This is a genomic window from Bradyrhizobium sp. HKCCYLS3013 (assembly GCF_051167615.1).
Classification (GTDB): Bacteria; Pseudomonadota; Alphaproteobacteria; order Rhizobiales; family Xanthobacteraceae; genus Bradyrhizobium.
In genome coordinates this window covers 89,600-112,268 of the sequence record NZ_JBNPTK010000013.1, presented here as the reverse complement: position 1 = coordinate 112,268, position 22,669 = coordinate 89,600, and the positions used below count along the sequence as shown (strand labels likewise).

19 protein-coding genes are annotated in these 22,669 nt (G+C 66.1%); 6 read left to right on the top strand and 13 right to left on the bottom strand.

Annotated features, from left to right (window positions below):
* Window positions 1–14: 14 nt before the first annotated feature.
* From ACQR1F_RS22655 to ACQR1F_RS22645, 3 genes are read right to left on the bottom strand one after another with little or no spacing between them, the layout of a single operon-like run.
* On the bottom strand, window positions 15–1,235 hold the full coding sequence (locus ACQR1F_RS22655; RefSeq protein WP_315801620.1) for an ABC transporter substrate-binding protein: 1,221 nt from the start codon (window positions 1,233–1,235) through the stop codon (window positions 15–17).
* A 46-nt stretch (window positions 1,236–1,281) separates the two neighbouring features.
* Window positions 1,282–1,605, bottom strand: a complete 324-nt coding sequence (locus tag ACQR1F_RS22650) for a 2Fe-2S iron-sulfur cluster-binding protein (protein WP_315801621.1) — start codon at window positions 1,603–1,605, stop codon at window positions 1,282–1,284.
* Window positions 1,606–1,613: 8 nt separating this feature from the next.
* Window positions 1,614–2,849: a cytochrome P450 gene (locus tag ACQR1F_RS22645; RefSeq protein WP_434838131.1), complete on the bottom strand. Its 1,236-nt coding sequence runs from the start codon at window positions 2,847–2,849 to the stop codon at window positions 1,614–1,616.
* 77 nt (window positions 2,850–2,926) lie between these two features.
* Between ACQR1F_RS22645 and ACQR1F_RS22640 the strand changes: the two genes are divergently transcribed.
* The 3 genes from ACQR1F_RS22640 to atzF all read left to right on the top strand — a co-directional run bounded on the left by ACQR1F_RS22640 (window position 2,927) and on the right by atzF (window position 6,356).
* Window positions 2,927–3,433, top strand: coding sequence for a MarR family winged helix-turn-helix transcriptional regulator (locus ACQR1F_RS22640; RefSeq protein ID WP_315801623.1), 507 nt, complete (start codon window positions 2,927–2,929; stop codon window positions 3,431–3,433).
* Window positions 3,434–3,778: 345 nt separating this feature from the next.
* On the top strand, window positions 3,779–4,321 hold the full coding sequence (locus ACQR1F_RS22635; RefSeq protein ID WP_316237364.1) for a DUF805 domain-containing protein: 543 nt from the start codon (window positions 3,779–3,781) through the stop codon (window positions 4,319–4,321).
* A 247-nt stretch (window positions 4,322–4,568) separates the two neighbouring features.
* On the top strand, window positions 4,569–6,356 hold the full coding sequence (gene atzF / locus ACQR1F_RS22630) for an allophanate hydrolase (RefSeq protein WP_434913909.1): 1,788 nt from the start codon (window positions 4,569–4,571) through the stop codon (window positions 6,354–6,356).
* A gap of 175 nt (window positions 6,357–6,531) precedes the next feature.
* On the opposite strand, the gene ACQR1F_RS22625 is transcribed toward atzF, so the two are convergent.
* The 10 genes from ACQR1F_RS22625 to ugpB all read right to left on the bottom strand — a co-directional run bounded on the left by ACQR1F_RS22625 (window position 6,532) and on the right by ugpB (window position 17,496).
* On the bottom strand, window positions 6,532–7,263 hold the full coding sequence (locus ACQR1F_RS22625; protein WP_315801626.1) for a GntR family transcriptional regulator: 732 nt from the start codon (window positions 7,261–7,263) through the stop codon (window positions 6,532–6,534).
* A 2-nt stretch (window positions 7,264–7,265) separates the two neighbouring features.
* Window positions 7,266–7,658 (bottom strand): oxalurate catabolism protein HpxZ, encoded by a 393-nt coding sequence (gene hpxZ, locus ACQR1F_RS22620; RefSeq protein WP_316182039.1) that lies wholly within the window; start codon window positions 7,656–7,658, stop codon window positions 7,266–7,268.
* Window positions 7,639–9,039 (bottom strand): AtzE family amidohydrolase, encoded by a 1,401-nt coding sequence (locus tag ACQR1F_RS22615; protein ID WP_316237367.1) that lies wholly within the window; start codon window positions 9,037–9,039, stop codon window positions 7,639–7,641. Before ACQR1F_RS22615 ends, hpxZ begins: the two co-directional genes overlap by 20 nt.
* Window positions 9,040–9,049: 10 nt before the next feature.
* Window positions 9,050–9,229 carry a DUF4089 domain-containing protein gene (locus ACQR1F_RS22610; protein WP_315801629.1) on the bottom strand — a complete coding sequence of 60 codons (180 nt, stop codon included), beginning with the start codon at window positions 9,227–9,229 and terminating at the stop codon, window positions 9,050–9,052.
* A gap of 26 nt (window positions 9,230–9,255) precedes the next feature.
* A complete protein-coding gene (locus ACQR1F_RS22605; protein ID WP_434913908.1) occupies window positions 9,256–11,070 on the bottom strand; it encodes a dipeptide ABC transporter ATP-binding protein in 1,815 nt (604 codons plus the stop codon).
* A 177-nt stretch (window positions 11,071–11,247) separates the two neighbouring features.
* The gene (locus ACQR1F_RS22600) at window positions 11,248–12,147 is read right to left on the bottom strand and encodes an ABC transporter permease (protein WP_434884740.1); all 900 of its coding nucleotides are present in this window, start codon (window positions 12,145–12,147) and stop codon (window positions 11,248–11,250) included.
* Complete coding sequence (locus ACQR1F_RS22595; protein ID WP_316218731.1) at window positions 12,144–13,157, bottom strand: ABC transporter permease; 1,014 nt, start codon at window positions 13,155–13,157, stop codon at window positions 12,144–12,146. The genes ACQR1F_RS22600 and ACQR1F_RS22595 overlap by 4 nt, the downstream gene beginning before the upstream one ends.
* Before the next feature lie 196 nt (window positions 13,158–13,353).
* Complete coding sequence (locus ACQR1F_RS22590; RefSeq protein ID WP_434913907.1) at window positions 13,354–14,976, bottom strand: ABC transporter substrate-binding protein; 1,623 nt, start codon at window positions 14,974–14,976, stop codon at window positions 13,354–13,356.
* 213 nt (window positions 14,977–15,189) lie between these two features.
* Entirely contained in the window at window positions 15,190–16,143 is a 954-nt protein-coding gene (locus ACQR1F_RS22585) for an aminoglycoside phosphotransferase family protein (protein ID WP_434913906.1), read from the bottom strand.
* A gap of 27 nt (window positions 16,144–16,170) precedes the next feature.
* Window positions 16,171–17,496 (bottom strand): sn-glycerol-3-phosphate ABC transporter substrate-binding protein UgpB, encoded by a 1,326-nt coding sequence (gene ugpB, locus ACQR1F_RS22580; RefSeq protein ID WP_434913905.1) that lies wholly within the window; start codon window positions 17,494–17,496, stop codon window positions 16,171–16,173.
* A gap of 518 nt (window positions 17,497–18,014) precedes the next feature.
* On the opposite strand from ugpB, the gene ACQR1F_RS22575 reads away from it, so the two are divergent.
* Genes ACQR1F_RS22575 through ACQR1F_RS22565 form a run of 3 tightly spaced genes read left to right on the top strand, consistent with a single transcriptional unit; the run spans window position 18,015 to window position 22,455 of the window.
* Window positions 18,015–20,000: a sensor histidine kinase gene (locus tag ACQR1F_RS22575; RefSeq protein WP_409997902.1), complete on the top strand. Its 1,986-nt coding sequence runs from the start codon at window positions 18,015–18,017 to the stop codon at window positions 19,998–20,000.
* Entirely contained in the window at window positions 19,970–21,715 is a 1,746-nt protein-coding gene (locus ACQR1F_RS22570) for an ATP-binding response regulator (RefSeq protein WP_434913904.1), read from the top strand. The genes ACQR1F_RS22575 and ACQR1F_RS22570 overlap by 31 nt, the downstream gene beginning before the upstream one ends.
* Window positions 21,712–22,455, top strand: a complete 744-nt coding sequence (locus ACQR1F_RS22565) for a response regulator (protein ID WP_315801637.1) — start codon at window positions 21,712–21,714, stop codon at window positions 22,453–22,455. Before ACQR1F_RS22570 ends, ACQR1F_RS22565 begins: the two co-directional genes overlap by 4 nt.
* Window positions 22,456–22,669 lie beyond the last annotated feature (214 nt).

The window sequence follows — 22,669 nt, the reverse complement described above, 5'->3', positions numbered from 1 at the left end:
ACCCGCAAAGAGCGTCACTTCACCAGCGCGCAACCACCTTCAGCGATCGGACGAAACGCCTGCTCGGCCGGGATCGTCGAGACCAGACGATAGTAGTCGTACGGATATTTCGACTCCTCCGGCTTCTTCACCTCGAACAGATACATCGGATGCACCACGCGGCCGTCGGCGCGGATCATGGTGTCGCCAAACAGCTTGTCCTTGCCCTTCACCGTCTTCATCTGCGGAACGACGTCCTTGGCATCGTCGCTGCCGGTGGCCGCAACCGCATTGAGGTAGGCAAGCGTCGAGGCATAGACGCCGGCCTGGTTGCCGCTCGGCATCTTGCCGTTCATGCCGGGGCGCGCCGCGAAGCGCTTGGCGAAGGCGCGGGTGTCGTCGTCCATGTCCCAGTAGAACGCTTCGAGCAGTTGCAGGCCCTGCGCCGCCTTCAAGCCCATGCCGTGGATGTCGTTGATGAAGAGCAGGAACGCGACCAGCGACTGACCGCCCTGCTGGATGCCGAACTCGGACGCCTGCTTGACCGCGTTGATGGTGTCGCCGCCAGCGTTCGCCAACCCGATGACTTTCGCCTTGGAGCCCTGCGCTTGCAGCAGGAACGAGGCGAAGTCCGTCGTACCGAGCGGATGCTTCGCCGAGCCCAGCACCTTGCCGCCGTGCTTCTCGATGTAGTTGGTGGCCTCCGCCTCGATGCCCTGGCCGAGCGCGTAGTTGACCGTGATGAAGTACCAGTCCTTGCCGCCACGGCCCATCATCGCGGCCGCCGTGGTGTTGCCGGTCGCCCAGGCGTCGTTGACCCACTGAATGGTGTTGGGCGAGCACGCCTTGCCGGTGAGATCGGAGCTTGCGGTCGACGAGGCCAGGAAAGTCATGCGGCTGTTGCGCAGCAGCTCGTTGACCGTGAGGCCGACGGCCGAGTTGGGCACGTCGACGACGGCATCGACCTTGTCGACATCGAGCCATTTCCGCGTGATCGCCGAGCCGACATCGGCCTTGTTCTGGTGATCGGCATAGACGATCTCGACCTTGATGCCTTTGCCGCCGCCGTTGAAATCCTCCGCCGCCATGCGCGCGGCCTCGACCGAGCCCATGCCGTTGGTGTCCTGGAAGATGCCGGAGATGTCGTTGAGCACGCCCACGCGCACGACGTTGTCTGAGATCTCGCCGGCGGATGCTCCGGCCGAGACGCCCAATGATGCGGCCAGCGCGAGCGCACAGGTCCTGAGTTGCTTCATGTGTTCCTTCCCCATGTGTTGCTTGTTTTGATTGTTGTCGAAGCCGTCAGCTCTGCTTGTCCGGGATACGCACGACCAGACCGGCCAGCGCCGGCTGCACCTTGATCTGGCAGGACAGGCGGCTGTTCGGCAGCCGCTCCGCCGCCGTGCCATCGAGCAGCGCATCCTCGTCGTCGGAGACCGGATCGAGCCTCGCTGTCCAGGCGTCGTCGACATAGACGTGGCAGGTGGCGCAGACGGCATTGCCGCCGCATTCGGCGACGATGCCATCGATGCCGTGGGTCAGCGCCGCGAGCATGACGCTGGCGCCGTCCTCGGCCTCCACGCTTTCGCTGCGGTTGTCGGGGTGAAGGAAAGTGATCGTCGTCATGGCATGACTCAGGCTGGAGTGCAGGCTGGAGTGAACGTCACCGGCAGGCTCTCCAGCCCGCGCAGCGTGTTGTTGTAGCGGCGCTTCGGCTGGCCGCTCATCGTGATGCTCCCGACCTTGCGCGCAAGCGCCGTCAGCACCGCCTCGCCTTCGAGGCGCGCAACCAACTGACCGACGCACATGTGGATGCCCGAGCCGAAGCCCACGTGACCTGAGACTTTTCGAGTGACGTCGTAGCTGTCCGGCTGCTCCCAGCGGCGGGGATCGCGATTGGCGGCACCTAAGAACATCAGCACCTTCTCGCCTTCGGGAATGACGACACCGCCAAGCTCGACGTCCCGCGTGGTGGTGCGGAAGAAGGTCTGCACCGGGCTTTCGAAGCGCACGGCCTCCTCGAACGCGTTGCGCGCCAGCGACGGATCGGCGCGCAGCCGCGCCCATTGGTCTGGAAAGCGGGCAAGACAATAGACCGCGGCGCCGATGCCATAGACCGTGGTGTCGAGGCCGGCCGACAGCAGCGAGCGCACGAGCAATGGCGCCTCGGCCGGCGTGATCTCACCGGTGTCACTGAAGGCATGGATGCAGGCGCCGAAGCCGCCGGGCGTGAGATTGTCGCGCTGGCACTGCTCCGTGACATAGGCCTGGTGCGGCGCCGAGCGCTCGATCGCCTGCTGTCGCAGCTCATTCGGCGGACCGAAGGCGTTGAACACCAGGCTCGCATAGGGAATGAGATGCTCGCGCCCCTCCGGCTTCAACCCAAGCGCATCGGGGAACACCGACAGCGGATAGCCCTCCGCGAGATCCGGAATCGCGTCGAACGAGCTCCGGCCTACGAGCTCGTCGATCTTGGCCTCGGCCGCCGCCATGAAGCCGTCGCGCAGCCGCTTCATGACGGCCGGCGACAGCACCTTGCTCAGCACGGCGCGGGTGCGCGTATGCGCAGGCGGATCCGCCTCGAGGATCAGGCTCGGCGGCCGCCACGGCTTTTCCTTGGCGAAGTCGCTCAAGCCCACGCCGCGGCTGGAGCAGAATGTCTGGGGATCGTTGAGGACGGCATAGACCTCGGCATAGCGGGCGACGCCGTAGACGTTCCACGCGTCCAGATGGACGACGGGGCCGGCCTCGCGCATCTCCTGATGCGCCGGATAGGGATCGTCAAAGAATTCATACGAAAACGGATCGATGGCGAGGTGCGGGATGGCCGGCGCCACGCCGGCAGCGGGGGAAAGACCTGTTGGGTTCATGCGGAGCTCCCGAAGTTTGGCCTTGTCATGCGGCTTTTCCTATCCGTATGAGTGGCGATGCATAGACGCTGGGGATCATGAGCGAGAAATCCGGGACGCCGCGCAAGGCACCGCCGCGCGAGCCTGAGGGGCACGGCCTCACGCTCGATCTCGACCGCTATGTGCCGGCCTTCATCACCTTCATCGCCAACAAGCTGTCGAACAGCGCCACCGCGTTCTATCAGGGCAATTTCGGCGTCAACGTCACCGAATGGCGGATCATGTCGCTGCTGGCGATCGAGCCGGGCATCCCGGCCTCGCGCATCTGCAGCGTGATCGGCTTCGACAAGGGGCCGGTCAGCCGCACCCTGGCGCTGATGAAGGGCCGCGGCCTGATCGCGATCCGCAACGATCCGGCGGATGGCCGTAGCCATTCGATTTCGTTGACGGCCAAGGGCCGCGCGACGCACGACAAGGTCATCGTCGCCGCGCTGGAACGCGAGCGGCGTCTGCTCGCCTGTCTCGACAAGGATGAGCGGGAAGTCCTGATCACTCTGCTGCGCCGGATCCACGACAATCTCGACGCCGTCACGGGCGCGAGCTGAGCCACTTCGGCGGCCACCGCCGAGCGGCCGCCCTGTCCGCTGCGGCAATCTGTTGGCGCGCGCGCAAGCGGCCGCGCCTGCGTCGAGCAGGCTGCGCATCACGTTCCCGTCCCTTCTTCAAGACGCGGATCATTCCGCGCCTCATTGCTGATCGGGTCGATCGTTCCACAGATTAGTTGCTTTAGCAACGATATATTTTCGGCCGCGCGGGATGTCGCAGCGCGAAAGCGCCGTCGCACGCGATCGATGCAATTCTAATTATCGGCGAAGGCGGGCGGCAATTTCAGCCTGATATGCCATGTCGGCCGCGCCCTCGATTGCGGCTCGGCCTGCGGGGAGTGGCGGATGTTGGGGTTCATTTTCGGTTTCAATGCGCGTCTCGGCCGTCTGCAATATTTTCTCGCCTCGCTCGGTCTTGCGCTGGTTTCTGTGGTCATGATCGTGGTTGTGGCCGTCGGCCTTGCCGCGCTCGCCCCGCAGACGTCGGCGCTGACGGTGAGCTTGCCGATCATGGTGCTGATTGGCCTTTGCCTGGTCGCGAACCTGATGCTGCAGGCGATGCGCTTCCGCGACATCGGCTGGGACCCGGTCTGCGTGATCCCGGCCTGGATTGCCGTCATGGTGCTGGACTACGTGATCGCCGGCCGGTTTCCCGAATACGCGGCGACATCATCGCACCACGGCACGTGGGTTGGCGCGCTGGTCAATCTCGGCCTGAGCGTGGCGCTGCTGTTCTTCCCCAGTGGGGCTGACGACGCACCGTCGTCGGGAGCCACCGTGAGCCGCCCGCCGTCTGCATCGCTCCGGACAGCCCGTGGCACGGGCTCGGCCACCGAGGCACGGCTCGCGCGCATCACCGGCGGGGAGGCCGAGCGGCGCGGGTACTAGGTGGCGCCGGCGCCCAACCTGCCCATCAATTAGGCAAATCGCCTTCGGCAACCGTGTCCGATCGCCCAACGGCTTGTCGGACGGCATACCAACTCACTGACTTTCAAGATTTTTCCCTTGTCGGGCCCGCATCCCAGCCGTGTACACAATGGCACATGGCTTGCTACGTTCGCAGCAGGATTGGCGAAGCGGAGCGCAATAGAATGGCAGGCCAGAGTTGGGGCTCGGACGAGACGCGGAGCGCCGCGTGACCGAGACCATTGCCGAGATCGTCGCCGCCCATCGCGCCGGCCTGACAAAGCCAAGCGACACGATCGCGCGCTGTTACGCCCGGATTCGCGCGCACAACGACCCCGCCATCTTCATCAGCCTGCGCGGCGAGAACGACGCGCTCGCGGAGGCCGAAGCCCTCGCCGACAAGGACAGATCGCTGCCGCTCTACGGCGTGCCCGTCGCGGTGAAGGACAACATCGACGTGGCGGGGCTGCCGACCACCGCCGCCTGCCCGGCCTTCGCGTACACGCCATCTCGCGATTCCACCGCGGTGGGGCGGCTGCGCGCGGCCGGCGCGATCATCGTCGGCAAGACCAATCTCGACCAGTTCGCCACCGGCCTCGTCGGCGTGCGCTCGCCCTATGGCATTCCGAAGAACCCGGTGCGCGCCGACCTCGTGCCGGGCGGATCGAGCTCGGGATCTGCCGTGGCCGTCTCGGCCGGTCTCGTGCCGCTGTCGCTCGGGACGGACACGGCCGGCTCGGGCCGGGTGCCGGCGATGCTCAACAACATCGTCGGGCTGAAGCCGAGTCTGGGCATGATCTCGACCACGGGCCTCGTGCCGGCGTGCCGCACGCTCGACTGCATCTCGGTGTTCTCGCTCACGGTCGACGACGCGGTCGCGGCGCTGTCGGTGATGGCAGCGCCCGATCCGCTCGATCCGTTTTCGCGCGACCGCCCCGTGGCCGCTGTGACGGCCTTTCCGAAGGGCGTGAAGCTCGGCATTCCCCGTTCGGGCCAGTTGATCTTCTTCGGCGACAAGGCCGCCGAAGCAGCCTATGCCGCCGCGGCCGCACGCTTCGCCAAGCTCGGCGCCGAGCTCGTCGAATTCGACCTCGAGCCGTTCTATGAGACCGCGCGGCTGCTCTACGAAGGCCCGTGGGTTGCCGAGCGCTATCTCGTGATCCGCGATCTCCTCGCCTCCGATCCCGACGCGATCCATCCGGTGACGCGCGAGATCACCATCGGCGGCGCGCGCGGTAGCGCGGCCGACACGTTTGCCGCGCTGTATCGTCTGCAGGGGCTGCGGAAGGTGGCGGAGCGCACGTTCGCAGACGTCGACGCGCTGGTGCTGCCGACGGCGCCGACCGCCTATACCACCGCGGACGTGCTCGCCAACCCGATCGAGCTCAACAGCCGGCTCGGCACCTACACCAATTTCGTCAACCTGCTCGATCTTTGCGGGCTCGCCGTGCCTGCCGCCATGCGCAGCGACGGCATTCCGTTCGGCGTCACGCTGCTCGCGCCGGCCGGGCGCGATGCGGCGCTCGCCAGCCTCGGCCGCGCCTTTCATGCCGACACGGCGCTGCCGGTCGGCGCCAAGTCGATCCCGCTGCCGCCGCTCGCGCCTGTGTCACCGTCACTGCATGGCGACGAGATCGCCATCGTCGTCGTCGGCGCGCATCTCTCGGGCATGGCGTTGAACCACGAGCTGACCAGCCTCGGCGGGCGTCTGCTCGAGGCGACGACCACCGCGCCGGACTACAAGCTCTATGCGCTGTCGACCACGCCGCCCAAGCCCGGCATGCTGCGCATCGACGATGGCAAGGGCAGCGCCATGGCGGTCGAGATCTGGGCGCTGTCGGCCGCCGGCTTCGGCCAATTCGTCAACCTGATCCCGCCGCCACTGTCGATCGGCACCATCCGGCTGGCGGATGGCCGCACCGCCAAGGGATTCCTCGTCGAGCCCGCCGCGCTCGGTGGTGCGCGCGACATCTCCGAGTTCGGCGGCTGGCGCGCGTATATGGCGCAGAAGGACTGACGGCTCCACGCGCAAAATCGTAGGGTGGGCAAAGGCGCGTTCACACGCTCTCGCCGAGCGAGATAGCAGCGGCGCCGTGCCCACCATGCCGCTGGTGATCAGCTCGCCGTGGGACGGTGGGCACGCTGCCGCCGAACGGCGGCTGCTTTGCCCACCCTACCGCTCGAACGAAAACCTACACCGACACCGCGTAGATCTCGTACTCGCCGCGCACCAGCTCGATATGGGCGCGCATCGCGTTCGCCGCGCCGGCCTTGTCGCCGCGCAGGATGGCGACGACAACGCGGTCGTGCTCGGCATGCGACTTGGCAAGGCGGCCGAGATTGCGGAACTGAGCGCGGCGAAACGGCTGCACCCGCACCCGCGTCGCCAGGGTGATCTCGGCGATGTAGGCATTGTGTGCGCCGGCATAGATCGCGTTGTGGAAGCGCTCGTTCACCTCGTGGAAGCGCTCGGGATTGCCGGCGTGGCTGAGATTGCGCAGCTCCTCGTGGATGGCTTCCAGCCGCTGCCGCTCGACCGGCGTCATGCGCTGCGCCGCGAGACCGGCGCACAGGCCCTCGAGCTCGGCCATCGCCTCGAACATGCCGGTGAGGCGGTCGGCCGAGGGCCGCGCCACGACGGCGCCGCGATGCGCACGCGCCTCGATCAGCCCCGACGTCGCTAGTTGACGCAGCGCCTCGCGCACCGGCGTGCGCGAGACGTTGAAGCGCTTGGCGATCTCGGTCTCGTCCAGCGGCGCCCCCGGCGCCAGCGCGCCGCGCACGATATCGTCGGCGAGTTGCAGGCGCAGCTCCTCCGCGCGCGTGATCTTCGCGACCGCAGGCGGCGCGCGGTCGATGCGCTTGATCTCGGACTCGCGGGCGGGCCGCTGGCGCGTTCGCGGCGGTAGATCGTCCAGGCTCATCTTCAGCCGCCCTTTGCTTCGTCGATGATGCTGACATGGGCGGCGACGATCTTCCAGCCTTCCGGAAACCGGACCCAGGTCTGCATCTGGCGTCCGACCTTGCCGGGCGCGGTGTCACGATAGAACAGCGTCGAGGCGACCGCAGCGTCACGGCCGTAGGTAGTGATCACGGTGCGGGCGGTCCGCCGCATCAGTCCAGCCGGCGAGCGCGCGGCGCGAAACGCCGCGATCTCGCTGTAGCCGTAGAGGTTCTCGCCGATGCCGTAGCGCAGCGTGCGGGAGTCCTGCTTGAACAGCTCGTCGAGCACGGCGACGTCGTTGCGGACCAGCGCCTGTTCGTAGCGCTGGAACTGCGCGCTGACTTCCGCGACGACGTCAGGCAGATCGACTTCCATTCTCCAGAACTCCTCTCGGGGCCGGCGCAGCGGCGACGCCAAGCTGTTGCAAGGCGTGGGCCACACGCAATGCGACATGTTCGCACCAGGGCGCCGCGATGATCTGCACGCCGATGGGCATCGGCTCCAGCGGAATCGGAACGGCGACGACGGGGAGCCCGATGAACGAGATCGGCTGCGTGTGAATGCCGATATTGGCGCGCACCGGCAGCTCGACGCCGTCGAGCACGAAGGTCGCCTGCCCGAGCCTGGGCGCAACGCAGGGCGTTGCGGGCGCGATCAGCACGTCGACAGACTTGAAGAGTTCGAGCACCTTGCCGCGATACCAGCGGCGGAATTTCTGCGCGCGGTCCACCATCGGCGCCGGAATCATCGCACCCGCAATCAGGCGGTCGCGCACCGCCGGATCGAAATCACCCGCGCGCGTGCGCAGCCGGTCGAGATGCAGCGAGGCGCCCTCGGTGGTGCTGATGACATAAGCCGCGGCGCGGGCGCGCGCCGCTTCGGGCACCTCGACCACCTCGGTGACCTCTAGCGCAGCCGCGACACGAGCGACCGCTTCGGCGGCTTCAGGAAACAGATTCGTCTGGAAGTGCCCTCCGGCAAGGGCGATGCGCAGACTGCCGATGCCTTGCGAGAGCTGGCCGGAGACCGGCTCCGGCGCACGCGCGGTGCACGCGGCGTCGTCCGCATCTGGCCCCTGCATCACGTCATAGGCGAGCGCGAGATCCTCGACCGAGCGTGCGAACGGACCGAGATGATCCAGGCTCATGACGAACGGAAACGAGCGCGCCCGCGACAGCCGGCCGTAGGTCGGCTTGAGGCCGAAGATGCCGCAGAACGACGACGGCACGCGGATCGAGCCGTTGGTATCGGAGCCGAGCGCAATCGGCACCAGGCCGCCGCCGACAGCGCTGCCCGAGCCGCCGGACGAACCGCCGCTCATCCGCGTCGGATCGTGCGGATTGCGCGACGGACCGTCATGGACGTTCTCGCCGGTGAAGTCGTAGGCGTATTCGCCCATGTTCAGCGCACCGACCAGGACGGCGCCGGCGGCTTCCATGCGCGCGATCAGCGTCGCATCGCGTGTCGCCGGGGTGCGATCGCGGTTGATCCTGGAGCCGGCGCGGGTCGGCAGCCCCTCGACATCGAACAGGTTCTTCACCGCGAACGGCACGCCGGCGAGCGGACCAACCGGCTTCCCGGCCGCAATGTCGGCATCCACGGCGCGGGCCTTCGCGAGCGCCCGCTCGGCGGTGACGTCGGTAAACGAATTGAGCACACCATCGCGGGCCATGATCCGCGCCAGCGCGGCGTCGGTCGCCTCGACGGCGGTGAGCTTGCCGGCGGCGACCGCGGCGGCGACGGCGCTCGCGGTCATCTCGGGAGAACTAAGCGGTGAAGACACTGGCAGGCTCGGCTTCGTCGGGCAGGGAGAATTCGTCGACCAGCTTCGCCATCCTCAGCGAGACCTCGAGATTGGCCCGGATCGCCGGGCGCCACGCGTCCTCGATCGGCAGGGCCAATGCACGCCCGACTGCGTCGATGTAGTCGTCCAATGGCTCCGCCATCAGCTTTTCCCTTCAAGCTTTCACGCTCAATGCGCCGGCAATGGCGGGTGCGGAATCGCCGTCAACAACTCCCGCGTATAGGCATCCTGCGGATCACCTAGCACACGTTCGGAGGTGCCTTCCTCGACGATTCGACCCGACCGCATCACGATCACACGATCGCACAACAGCCGCACGACATTCAAATCATGGGAGACGAACAGATAGCTCATACCTAACTGCTGCTTGAGGTCCTGCAGCAGATTGAGCACGACCGCCTGCACGGAGACGTCGAGCGCCGCGGTCGGCTCGTCGAGGATGACGAGCTTCGGGTGCAGCGCAATCGCACGCGCGATGCCGACGCGGGCCTTTTGGCCGCCGGACAATTGATGCGGGAAGCGGTCGAGCAGGTTGAGCGGCAGACCGACCATGGTCGCGAGCTCCTCGCAGCGCGCACGAAGCGCGTCGCGGCCCCTGATATCGCCGAGCTGCAGGACCGGATCGGCGATCGCGCGCGCCGCGGTGAAGCGCGGGTTGAGGCTATCGGTCGGATCCTGGAACACCATCTGGATCCGGCTGCGCAGCGGCAGCCGGGCAAACGCCTGCGGCAGGATGTTGCCGATCTCCTCACCATCGAAGCTGATGCGGCCCGACGTCTGGTCGAGCAGCCGCATCACCATCATCGACGTGGTCGATTTGCCGCAGCCGGATTCGCCGACCAGGCCAACGCTCTCGCCATGACCGACCGTGAAGCTGATGCCGTCGACCGCGCGGAACACCTCCGGCTCGACCGCCGGCCTCCGTCCGAACAGCTTTGACAGTGTCGCGGTAGCGCCCTGGCGCGGATATTCCTTGACCAGTTTGTCGACGAGCAGGAGCGGCCGAACGCTACCCGCACTCCGCTCGCCCTCCCCACTCCGCTCGTCACCCCCGGGCTTGCCCCGGGGGTCCATCGCCTGGAGCGAGTCCTGCGAAGTGGGATGGATGGCCGGGTCAAGCCCGGCCATGACGGAGAGAGTATTAGGCGCCGCCAGCGCCTCCTCCTCCGGCAGCAGATCCCGCAGCGACACGCCGAGGCGCGGCGTCGCGCGCATCAGCTTGCGCGTGTAGGGATGCTGCGGGTTGGCGAAGATGTCGGCGGCCTTGGCGGTCTCGACCACCCGGCCCTTCTCCATCACCACCACGCGATCGCAATAGGCCGCGGCGAGACCGAGATCATGCGTGATCAGGATCGTCGACATGCCCCGGCTCTTGGTGAGCTCGACGACCAGGTCCATCACCGCCTTCTGCGTGGTGACGTCGAGGCCGGTGGTCGGCTCGTCGGCGATCAGGAGCTGCGGGTTGCAGGCCAGCGCCAGCGCGATGACGACGCGCTGGCACATGCCGCCGGACAATTCGAACGGATAGGCGTGGTAGCGCTCGCGCGGGCGCGCGATCTTGACCTGCTCGAGCGCAGCTATGGCCTTCTCGGCGCGATCGGTTGCGGCCGCCTGGGCGTGCTGTTTCAGCACGTCCTCGATCTGCTGGCCCACCTTGCGGATCGGGTTGAGGGCCGCGCGCGGGTTCTGAAAGATCATCGAGATCTCGCGCCCGCGCAGATCGCGCATCGCGCTTTCCTCGGCCGCCCTGACGTCGACGCCGGAGAACATCACCGATCCCTCGGCAATGCGCCCGGCGCGATCGAGGATGCGCATCACCGCATACGACGTCACCGACTTGCCCGAGCCGGACTCGCCGACGATCGCGAGCGTCTCGCCCTTGGCGACGGAGATATCGACATGCTGCACCGCCTTGACGACGCCGCGCCGGGTGGAGAATTCAACCGTGAGATCACGGACGTCGAGCAGCGGCTGGACGGTCATGTGTGGCTCCGCGTATTCCCATCGTCATGCGCGGGCTTGACCCGCCTGCGGGGCCGAAGCCCCTTCGGCGCGGCGAAGGCCCGCGCATCCATCAGACCGACGAAGTCTCGCTTGAGGGGATGGATTGCCGGGTCAAGCCCGGCAGTGACGGAGTTTTGTTGGGACACCCTCATCCCATTACGTCCTGCGCTGCGGATCGACGATGTCGCGCAGGCCATCGCCGAGCAGATTGAAGCAGAACACCGCGATCATCAGCGCAAGGCCCGGAAACAGCGCGATCCACCATTCGCCCGACACCATGAAGGAGGCGCCCTCGGCAACCATGATGCCCCATTCCGCCGTCGGCGGCCGCACACCGAGGCCGATGAAGGACAGGCCGGCGGCATTGAGGATGGCGTAGCCCATGGTCAGCGACATCTGCACGATCATGATCGGCATGATGTTCGGCAGGATGTGGCCGAGCAGGATGCGCATCTCGCTGTTGCCCGACAGCCGCGCCGCCTGCACGAAGCCGGCGTTGCGGCGGACATTGGCCTCGGCCCGCGCGACGCGCGCATAGAGCGGGAAGTTCACGATCGCGGTGGCGATGATGATGTTCTGCACGGTGTTGCCGAGCGCCGCGACGATGCCCATGGCCAGCACGAACAGCGGGAACGCCATGATCGTATCGGCAACGCGGCCGACGATGCGGTCGGTCCAACCGCCGAAGAAGCCGGCGGCGACGCCGGCAAGTCCGCCCATGAAGAACACCAGCGCCACTGATGCGACCGCGATGAAGGTGTCGAGCCGGGTCGCGACCACAACGCGGCTGAAGATGTCGCGGCCGAGCTGATCGGTGCCGAACCAATGCGCCGCCGATGGCGGCTTCAGCGCCGACGCCGTGTCGCTGGCCAGCGGATCATACGGCACGATCCAGGAGCCGAAGATCGCCGCGAACAGGATCACGACCAGGAGGCCGAAGGCGAAGCCGGTGACCTTGTTCTCGGCCAGCACATAGCGCGTGTGCCCGATCAGGGCCATGAGACCGGAGGTGCGGGCGGAGACAGCGGGCTCGAGGGTCGGCGCGACAGTGCTCATCCTTCCAGCCTCACACGGGGATCGATGACGCCATAGAGAATGTCGATGACGAGGTTCAGGACGACGTACATCACGGCCATCGTCAATACGAAACCCTGCACCGGCGCGAAGTCGGAGGCGATCAGCGCCTCGACCGCGTAGGAGCCGATGCCGGGCCAGGCGAACACCTTCTCCACCAGCACGTTGGCGCCGAGCAGGAAGGAGAACACCATCGACAGCGTGGTGATGACCGGAAGCATGGCGTTGCGGAACGCGTAGGTCACGGTGACGGTCGAGGGCGACAGGCCCGAGGCGCGCGCCGTGCGCACGAATTCCGACGACAGCACCGAGAGCATCGAGGCGCGCGTCATGCGCGCGATCGGCGCCAGCGAGAAGATCGCCAGCGTCGCGGCAGGCAGGATCAACTGGCTCAGCGCCGAGCGGAACGCCTCACCGTCACGCGCGATCAGCGTATCGATGAGGTAGAAGCCGGTCACGGGATCCGGCGCGCTATAAAACACGTCGAGCCGGCCGAGCGGCGCCGGCGACCAGCCGAGCCGGAAGTAGAACACATACACCAGCACCAGCCCGGTGAAGAACACCGGCAGCGAGACGCCCGCGGTCGTGACGATACGGCAGGTATGGTCGATCCACGACCCCGGCCGCGTCGCCGCGAGCACACCGAGCGGCAGCGCGATCGCGACCGAAACCAACAGACCGAGCAAGGTGAGCTCGGCCGAGGCCGGCAGGCGGTTTCGGATCTCGCTGGCGACCGGCTGCCCTGTCGTCAGCGAATTGCCGAGATCGCCATGGGCGAGATCGACGGTGTAGCGGAAGAACTGCTCGATCAGCGGCTTGTCGAAGCCGAGCTTCTTGCGGATCTGCTCCACCGCCTCCTTGGTGGCGGCAGGTCCGGCAAAGTACGCGGCGGGATCGCCGGGCAATGCGCGGGTGAGCAGGAAGGTAACGATCACGACGCCGATCAGCGAGGGGATCGCGAACGCGAGGCGCTTGGCGATGAGCATCAGCATGGCCAAGGCCTCGCCGGATTTTCCACCGCTCCCACGACAATACGCAGTCTGCTCCCTCCCCCCTTGTGGGGGAGGGCTGGGGTGGGGGGTGAGCCGCGGCGACGGTGGGTGGGGCTACCCCCCTCCCCGCCCCTCCCCCACAAGGGGGGAGGGAGTGAGAGAGCTCGGCTCACATAACCAAGGCAGCTCACGCAGCTCATCCCTTCACCAGCGCGCGATAATCCAGCCGACGGTGGAACCAGTACTGATAGCCTGAGATGTTCTTCTGCATCGCGACGTTGACGAACGGCTGATACAGCGGGATGCGCGGCACCTCGGCGAAGGCGAGGTCGACAAAGCCCTTCACATCGGCATCATAGGTCGCCTTGTCGCCCACCGCGGCCGCATCACGCGCGCCGTTGATGAGCTTGTCCATCTCCGGCGACTTGTAGCTCATCGTGTTGAACACGGAATTGTTGCCGTGATAGCACCAGTAGAAGAAGTACTCGGGGTAATCGAGCCAGCCCGAGAAGATGTTGGTGAAGAGCGGCATCTCCTTCTTGTTCAGCTCGGTGCGCCAGTTGGCGCCCGGCACCTTGTTGATCGTGGTCTTGATGCCGAGCTGGGCGAGGCTCTCCTGCACGAGCACGCACAAGGGCTCATTGACCTGCGCGAAATTGAGGTCGAAGGAGATCGTGGTTTCGAAGCCGTTGGCGTAGCCGGCTTCCGCCAGCAACGCCTTGGCCTTCTCCATGTCGGTGAAATACTTGGTCGGCTGCGGCCACGCCACCTCGGTCGCCTTGTCGGCTGGCGCACCGAACATCGGATTGGCAAGGCCGAACATCACGGCATCGATGATCTTCTGATAGGGCATTGCATAGGCGAGCGCCTGCCGAACCCTGGGATTATCGAACGGCGGCTTGGTCACGTTCATGCCGATATATTGGATACCGTTGGAGATCGGCAATGAGATCACGGTGTGCTTGCCGTTCGACTTCATCTCCTGGAAGTCCTTGTTCGGCAGCTCATAGGAGATGTCGGCATCCCCGCGCTCGAGCAGCGCGCGCCGGTTGCCGGCCTGCGGCACCATGCGCCAGATCACGCGCTTGATCTTGGGCAGCGGACCGCACACCCAGTCGTCGTTGCGCTCCATGATCACTTCGGTACCGGCGGTCCACTTCGTCACCTTGTAGGCGCCGGAGCCCGCGGTCTGCTGCTTGGTGTATTCGAGCCCCCACGGATCCTTGTCGGTGGCGTTCTTCTTCACCAGTTCGGAGTTCACGACGCAGGGTACGATGACGGCGAGATCTGGGATCGTCAGCCGATCCTTCTTCAGGAAATCGACCCGCACCGTGTGGTCGTCAACGATGACGAACTGCTCCGGCTTGGTCAGCGAGCCCGCGCTCATCTGGAAAGTCGGAAAGCCGCCGACGCTGACGGCGCGATCGAGCGACCACTTCACGTCCTTGGCGGTGACCGGCGTGCCGTCGTGGAATTTGGCGTTCTTGCGGAGCTTGAAGGTGGCGGACATGTCGCCGATGGTCATGTCCTCGGCCAGCTCGGGCTTGAACTTGTCGCGGTCGTAATACGGCACGCCGCCCGGGCCGCTCTTCATCTCGTGGCTGATCAGGCGGTCGTAGCAATTCCACGAGACCTCATAGCCGGGCACGTTGGTGCCGACGCCGTGGATGTCGAGGTTGTTTGGACCGCCCTCGGAGACGATGAGCAGCGTCTCGGACCGCGCATCGGCCTTGGCCGACGACATGATCGCCGGCGCCATTGGCAGCGCGGCTCCCGCAGCCAGACCGGACACGGATTTCAGAAAATCGCGACGCTTCATCAAATGCTCCCACCAGAATACGACCGGCGGGAACGATGATCGCAAGCTTCGTGCCAAGCCTCACGATCGACTAAGCCGTTGAAATTGCGGGTCTCACGACCTCAAACGTCGCGTCACCTCCATGCAGAATTGCATACATAAGTGCGAATTTGCACAAATTATAGTCTCTCAATATGCCATGCGACCGATTTACGCAGGCGGGACACCGGAACATCAGTCCGGCCAGATCAGGGCCTGCAACTGATCGAAGTTGCGGACCCTGCTGGGCCAATCGGGAATGCAGATGTGCCGGACAGGATCGCTGGCCTGATGCAGCAGCATCAAGACCAGCAGCCGCCGCTTCAGCTCCCAGGTGACGTCGGCCGGCGCAAATCCGTATCCCGCGAACAGCGCCCGCACGCGGTCCGGATGGCCCGCGGCCATGAAGGCGCTCGGCCCGAGCAGGTCGTATTCACCGAAGCCGGCCATGACGTCGCCGAAATCGAACAGACCGCTGATGCGCCAGTCGTCACCATGGCGAGAGACGAGAAAGTTCTCCGGAATGTATTCGCCGGTCAGGATGACGGGCCGTGGGTCCGGAGGCGGCAGCGCGGCGGCGTCGCGCAGGAGATCATCCAGGCCGGCAAGCAGCGCCTCCGGCAGACCGAGCCGCTGATGGCGGGCGCGGCAGCCTGCAAACTGCCCTTGCAGGAAGTCGGACCAGCGCGGGCCGATCGCGAGCAGTTCGCCAGGGGGCACAAGCTGCACCTCCGCAATCAGCTCTCCGACGTCTCTCAGCAAGGATTGCTTCCCGCGCTCGTCGAGCCCGGGCCAGACCTCAGCGGCCGGAATGCCGTCGAGCCGCGTCATGATCAGATAGGTCCAGCCGTCCCGGTCACCTTCGTGCAGCAACTCAGGCGTGGCGACCTGCTTCAAGCGTCCGGCGAGCACGCGCAGCGTACTCCGCTCGGACAGAAACTGGCGCCGATGGAACGGAGGAAACAGTTTCAGGATCAGCTCGCCGCCGATTCCCGCGACGAGGTTGGTGCCGGCTGCAAAGGGAGTGAGGCCGTGATGCTCGCAACCGTGACGGCGGACGATATCGCGCGCCACCGGCAGCCATGCTGTGACGTCAGCGCGAAGGCCACGCAGCTCGGCGCCCGCAGTGATGTCCGGCAATCGGCCCATCAGTCGCTCACACCTGCAACGCCGTCATCAGCGATCCGGGCTCGCGCGCTCGAACTGGCGCAGCAGACGGTTGCCGCGCTCGACGGCGGCATCGAGCGCCGTCTGCGCCGGTTTGCGGCCGCTCAAGGCGTGCTCCATCTCGTCCTCGATGGCATCACGGATCAGCACGAATGAGCCGAGCCGCAGGCCGCGCGAATTTTCCGTGGGCGGATTGAGCGTCACCTGCTCGATCGAGATCGCCGCGCCTGGATTGCGGTCGTAGAAGCCCTGCGCGCGTGTCAGATCGAAGGCCGCCTGCGTGATCGGCAGATAGCCCGTATTCTGGTGCCAGGCGGCCTGAACATCGGGCCGCGACAGATAGGCGAAGAACTTGGCCACGCCCTTGTACTCGGCTGCGGGCCGGTCGCGGAGCACCCACAGCGTCGCGCCGCCGATGATCGAATTCTGCGGCGCGCCCGCAATATCGGGCCAGTACGGCATCATGCCGTAGCCGACCTCGAACTTCGAATTCGCCTTGATGTCGGCGCGCGTCGCCGAGGAGCCGATGAAGATGCCGCACTCGCCCTTCTGGAAACGCGGCTCGGCTGCCTGGCCGCGGCCGCCATAGTCGAAGACCTTGCTCTTCTGCCATTCCGCGAGCTGGGCGATGTGCCGAATCACCTGTGGATTGTTGAATGTCAGCACGGCGTCCAGTCCGGCAAAGCCGTTGGCCCGCGTGGCGATCGGCAGATTGTGGAAGGCGGAGAAATTCTCCACGTTGATCCAGGCCGGCCACGACGTCGTGAAGCCGCAGGCAACGCCATTGTCGCGCAGCCGCCGGGCGGCCTTGCCGAGCTCGGGCCAGGTCTTCGGCGCCGCGCCCGGATCGAGCCCGGCCGCGCGAAACTGATCCTTGTTGTAATAGAGGATGGGCGTGGAGGCGTTGAACGGAAACGACAGCATGTTGCCGTCAGCGTCGGCATAGGTGCCGGCGATGGCGGGCAGATAGGCCGACGGCGAAAAGCTCTCCTGCTCGTCGCGCATCAGCTCGTAGACCGGGTAGATCGCGCCCTTGGCCGCCGTCATCGTCGCGGTCGCGATCTCGTTGACCTGCACGATCGCCGGCTGGCTGCGCGAGCGGAACGCGAAGATGGCCGCCGTCACCGTCTCCGTATAGCTGCCCTTGTAGCTCGGCACGATGCGGTAGTCGGCCTGCGACGCATTGAAGTCGGCGGCCAGCCTGTCGACCTGCCTGCCGAGTTCGCCCGACATCGCATGCCACCACGCGATCTCGGTCGCGGCCTGGGCCGTGCTTGCACAAACAACCGTCCAGAGCAGGATTGCAGACGAAACAGAACGCCAGAGGACCGTCACCGGGAGCCAACTCCAATTCCATGGATGAATCTGCCTGGGCTGAGATCGCAATCGGACCGAAAATGGGGCCCAGCAACCCAGAGTTGCAACAAACTATCAACAAACCATTGACGCGTATCGCTTTGACGTCAGAATGGACTTATAGCACCTGTTCGGGAGAGCATTGAACCTTTTCACATCCGGGCCGACCTCATCATCAAGGGGAAAGTGTTGCCTGTGTACCGCGCCCATCTTTCGTCGATCTCGAGAGTGGACGTCACGCCGGTGCTGATGCGCGCTGAGGCGGGCGCGCGGTACCGCTCGTCCCTTTTACGCCTCCCGTACTCCGCGGCGCGGTTAAATGCGCCGCAGCATACAAATCCGGGTGCCCGCGGCGGATCGCGCGCAGGCCGGTTCCGTAAGCCCGGTCCGAGGTAGCGATCGTGGCGCGATCCGAGCAGCGGAAATCCGTCGCGCGGCCGCTCAGCCTGGCGGTCCTGGGGCGGGCACGAATCGTGCGCGCGCTGCGGGCGGTTCCGATCCGCTGGCGCATCCTCTCGATCGCCGCGCTGAACTCGGCGGTCGTCATCGTTCTGGCGGCGCTGATCTGGAATGGCGCGACGGTGCTCGGCACGGCCTGGGACGACGTCCGCCAGGTCCGCGAATCCGACAAGGTCCTGGCCCTGCTCGAAAGCGAGACCAGCCGGCTGCATAACCTCATCCATCGCTACATCAATCAGCCGAGCCCGGAGCTGTTCGCCGAGATCCTGCTGCTGCGCGAGGCCGTGCTCGGGACGCTGACGACGCGCGCCTCGACCGACCCGATGCTGTCGGGATCGGTCGAGGAGCTGGAGCGCGTCACCGTGCGCTTTCTGGACGGCTTCGGCGAGCTGCGCAGCCTGCAGGCGACGATCTCCAAGACCTACGAGGAAGAGGTTCTCGGCCCCGCCCGCGACATCGCCGGGCTGTATTCGGTGATCGAAGGCGCGACCGGCCATCGCGACGCGCAGATCTGGCCCTCGCTCGGCAAATCGCGCGAGGCGTTCACCGCCATGCTGGTCGCGGCCAATTCCTACTATCTGTCGCTCGCGCCCGCCTCCGCCGACGACGCGCGCCGCAACACGGAGACGATCGAGAAGACCATTCCGGTGATGTCGAGCCTTGCGGACAATGATCTGCAGCGCCTGGCGCTGCAGCGGCTGTCGGCCCGGACCGCGGCACTCCGCGCGGGATTCTCCAAGCTCACCGATCAGCTCACCAACCGCACCGAGCTGCTGCGCAACACCATCGATGCGAGCCAGGCCGAGACCATCGGCGCCATCGACGGCCTGTCGGTGAAGATGCGCCAGCACGAGCAGAAGGCGCAGGCGACGTTCGATCGGACGTTGAAGGACATCTCCCGCCGCGTCCTCTCGATCGCGGTGATCTTCCTGGGAGTGATCCTCTCCGCCGGCGTGCTGATCGCCTTGTCGATCCGGCTGCCGCTGCAGCAGATCATGGCCTCGATGCGCGCGATCATGCTGGGCGACTACGACCGCGAGGTCCAAGGCACCGAGGCGCGCGACGAGGTCGGCGCGATGGCCCGCGCCGTCGAGACCTTCCGCGAGAACGCGATCGCCAAGCGCAAGACCGAGGACGAGCTCCGCGCCGCAAAGGAAGAGGCCGAGAGCGCGCTGCTCGAACTGAGCGCCGCACAGCGCAACCTGATCGATGCCGAGCGGCTGGCGGCGCTGGGCGGGCTGGTCGCCGGCGTCGCCCACGAGGTGAACAATCCGATCGGCATCAGCCTGACGGTGGCCTCCAGCTTCGCGCGCCGGGTCGAGATGTTCGAGGCGGCGCTGCGGTCGCCCGAAGGCGGCCTGCGCCGGTCGCAGCTGGAGGAGTTCGTGCGCACCTCGCGCGATGCATCGGAGCAGCTGGTCGCCAATCTGCAGCGCGCCGGCGAGTTGATCCAGTCGTTCAAGCAGGTCGCGGTCGACCGCTCCCATGCGGAGCGACGGACCTTCGTCCTGAGCGAGGCGACCGATCAGATCATCACCAGCCTCAAGCCGGTGCTCAAGCGCGCGCCGATCACGCTGGCGGTCGACGTCCCCGAAGGGCTCTTCATCGACGGCTATCCCGGGTTCTACGGTCAGATTCTCACCAACCTGTTCCTCAACGCCGTCAACCATGCCTTTGCCGACGGCCGCGCGGGCACCATCTCGATCACGGCGCGGCCGCGCGGCGCGGATGACATCGAGATCATTTTCGCCGATAACGGGGCCGGCATGACCCCCGACGTGCAGCGCCAGGCCTTCGATCCGTTCTTCACGACACGCCGCAACGAAGGGGGAACGGGGCTCGGGCTGCATATCGTCTACAATCTGGTGACGCAGCAGCTTGGCGGCCGCATGATGCTGGAATCCCGCGAGGGACAAGGCACCACCTTTCGGATTATCATGCCGCGGGTCGCCAAGGGCGGCGCCGAGACAGCAATGGGTGACGGAACGACGCAATGGCCGAACAGGACGATGTCCTCCAACTGATCGAGGATACCGGTTTCGACGAGGACGACGGTTCGGCCCGGAAATGGAAGATCGCCGTCATCGACGACGACCATGCCGTGCACGAAGGCACCCGCTTTGCGCTGTCGGACTACAGCCTGAACGGCCAGGGGCTGGAAATCCTCTCCGCCTATTCGGCGGCCGAGGGCCGCGCCCTGATGCGGGAGCACACCGACGTCGCAGCGGTGCTGCTCGACGTCATCATGGAGACCGACGTCGCCGGGCTCGAGCTCGTCGAATACATCCGCAACGAGATCAAGAACGAGACCGTCCGCATCATCCTGCGGACCGGACAGCCCGGCCAGGCGCCGGAGCGGCGCGTCATCGTCCAGTACGACATCAACGACTACAAGGCCAAGACCGAGCTCACCGCCGACAAGCTGTTCACCTCGCTGACGGCAGCGCTGCGCAGCTACCAGCAGCTCGAGCGCATGGTGCAGACAAGGCGCGGCCTGGAGATCATCATCGACGCCGCCTCGACGCTGTATGATTTCAAGTCGATGCAGCGGCTGGCCGAGGGCGTGCTGACCCAGATCGCGTCGCTGCTCAACGTCGATTGCGCCGGGATCCTGGTGCTGCGCGACGACGGCAGCCAGACCGAGGATTTCTCGGTGCTGGCCGGCTCCGGCTGCTACAGCCGCTTCTCCGGCGCCGTCACCTCGCGCTCGCTCGATCCCGACCTGCGCGACATGGTCGAGGCCGCCTTCAGGCAGCGCAGCAACGAATTCGCCGACCATCGCACCGTGCTCTATGTCCGCACCGGCTCGGGGCGCGAGGTCGTGGTGCTGCTGCAGGCGGAGCGGCCGCTGTCCGAGACCGACCGCTCGCTGGTCGAGATCTTCTCCAGCCGGCTGTCGATCGCCTTCGACAACGTGATCCTCTATCAGCAGCTGCATGAGGCCAACACCCAGCTCGAGGACCGCGTCGCCCAGCGCACCCGCGCGCTGATGCAGGCCAACCGGCGGCTGTCGGCGCAATGGCTGCGGCTGCAGCGCGCCAACGGCTTCAAGAACGAGATTCTCGGCACCGTCGCCCATGACCTGAAGAATCCGCTGGGCGTCATTCTCGGCCGCACGGAAATGCTGACCGAGTTGATCGCAACCGGTGCATCCGCCGAGGGCATCACCAGCCAGGTCGGACATATCCGTGATGCCGCCAAGCGGCTGACCTCGATGGTCGACCATCTGATCTCGGATGCGATGGCCGACGCCTTCGACATCACCATCCGCCGCGAGCCGGTCGACATCACAGCCCTGATCCACGAGGTGGTCGAGGCCAACCAGCCGCTCGCCCTCAACAAGCAACAGGTCATCGAGGTCTCGGCGCCGACGCTGCTGTCGACGATGTGCGACATCGACCGGATCCGCGAAGCGATCGACAATCTCTTGAGCAACGCCATCAAGTACAGCCCGATCGGCGGCAGGATCATCGTGAATGCCTCGGACGATGGCGACAACACCATCATCGGCATCACCGACCAGGGCGCTGGCCTCTCGCCGGAGGATCTCGGCCGGCTGTTCGGCCGGTTCCAGCGGCTGTCGGCCAAACCGACCGCGGGCGAGAGCTCGACCGGGCTCGGCCTGTCGATTGTCAAACGCATCGTCGACATGCATGGTGGCGAGGTGACGGCCAGGAGCGAAGGGCCGGGATCCGGATCGACCTTCACCATCACACTGCCGGCGGCCGAATTGTCATGAGTCAGAGCCAGCACATCATCATCGTCGACGACGAGGCGCCCGCCCGCGAAATGGTGGGTGATTACCTCAAGATGCACGGCTTCACCGTGACCTTGTGCGATGGCGGCAAGAGCCTGCGCAGCGCCATCGAAACCGGCCCGGCCGATCTCGTCGTGCTCGACCTCAACATGCCCGAAGAGGACGGACTGTCGATCATCCGCGATCTCAAGGGCCGCACCAACATCCCCGTGATCATGCTGACGGCCACCGCCAGCCCGATCGACCGCGTGGTCGGGCTCGAGCTCGGGGCCGACGATTACGTCGCCAAGCCGTGCGAATTGCGTGAATTGATGGCCCGGATCCGCTCCGTGCTGCGCCGCAGCGGTCCAGCCAAGGCTGCGGCGGCCGTCACGGAGACCGCTCCGGCCCAGGCCAAAAACCCGCAATTGGTGCGGTTCGGCACCAAATGGCTGGATCTCGATGCCCAGGCGCTGCGCGACGACGAGGGCAACGAGCATCCGCTGACGGCGTCCGAGTACGGCCTGCTCAAAGTGTTCGCCGCCAACCCGAAGCGGGTGCTGTCGCGCGAGCGGCTGCTGGAGCTCGCCAATGCCCGCGATGCCGAGGCGTTCGACCGCGCCGTGGACCTGCGAATCATGCGGATCCGCCGCAAGATCGAGCCGGATCCGACCAAACCGGCCGTGATCCGGACCATTCGCGGCGGCGGCTACCTGTTTTCCCCGGCCGGCGACAAGGCCTGAAGCGGGCCTGCCGGCGGCAGCCGGAGCGACCTGTTCGCCCGCATTTCGTTCCGCAAATTGGAATAAGGCACAATTCCGCCACGACTGTTTCGCGATGTGCGGCGCGACGAAACATTTCCGCGGGCGCACGAAACCATTTTCCTGTTTTCGTGCAGACGTCCCGAAACGGGCGCTCCTTAACAATCCATCCCGTCGAAACGCCGCAAGGGGGCGG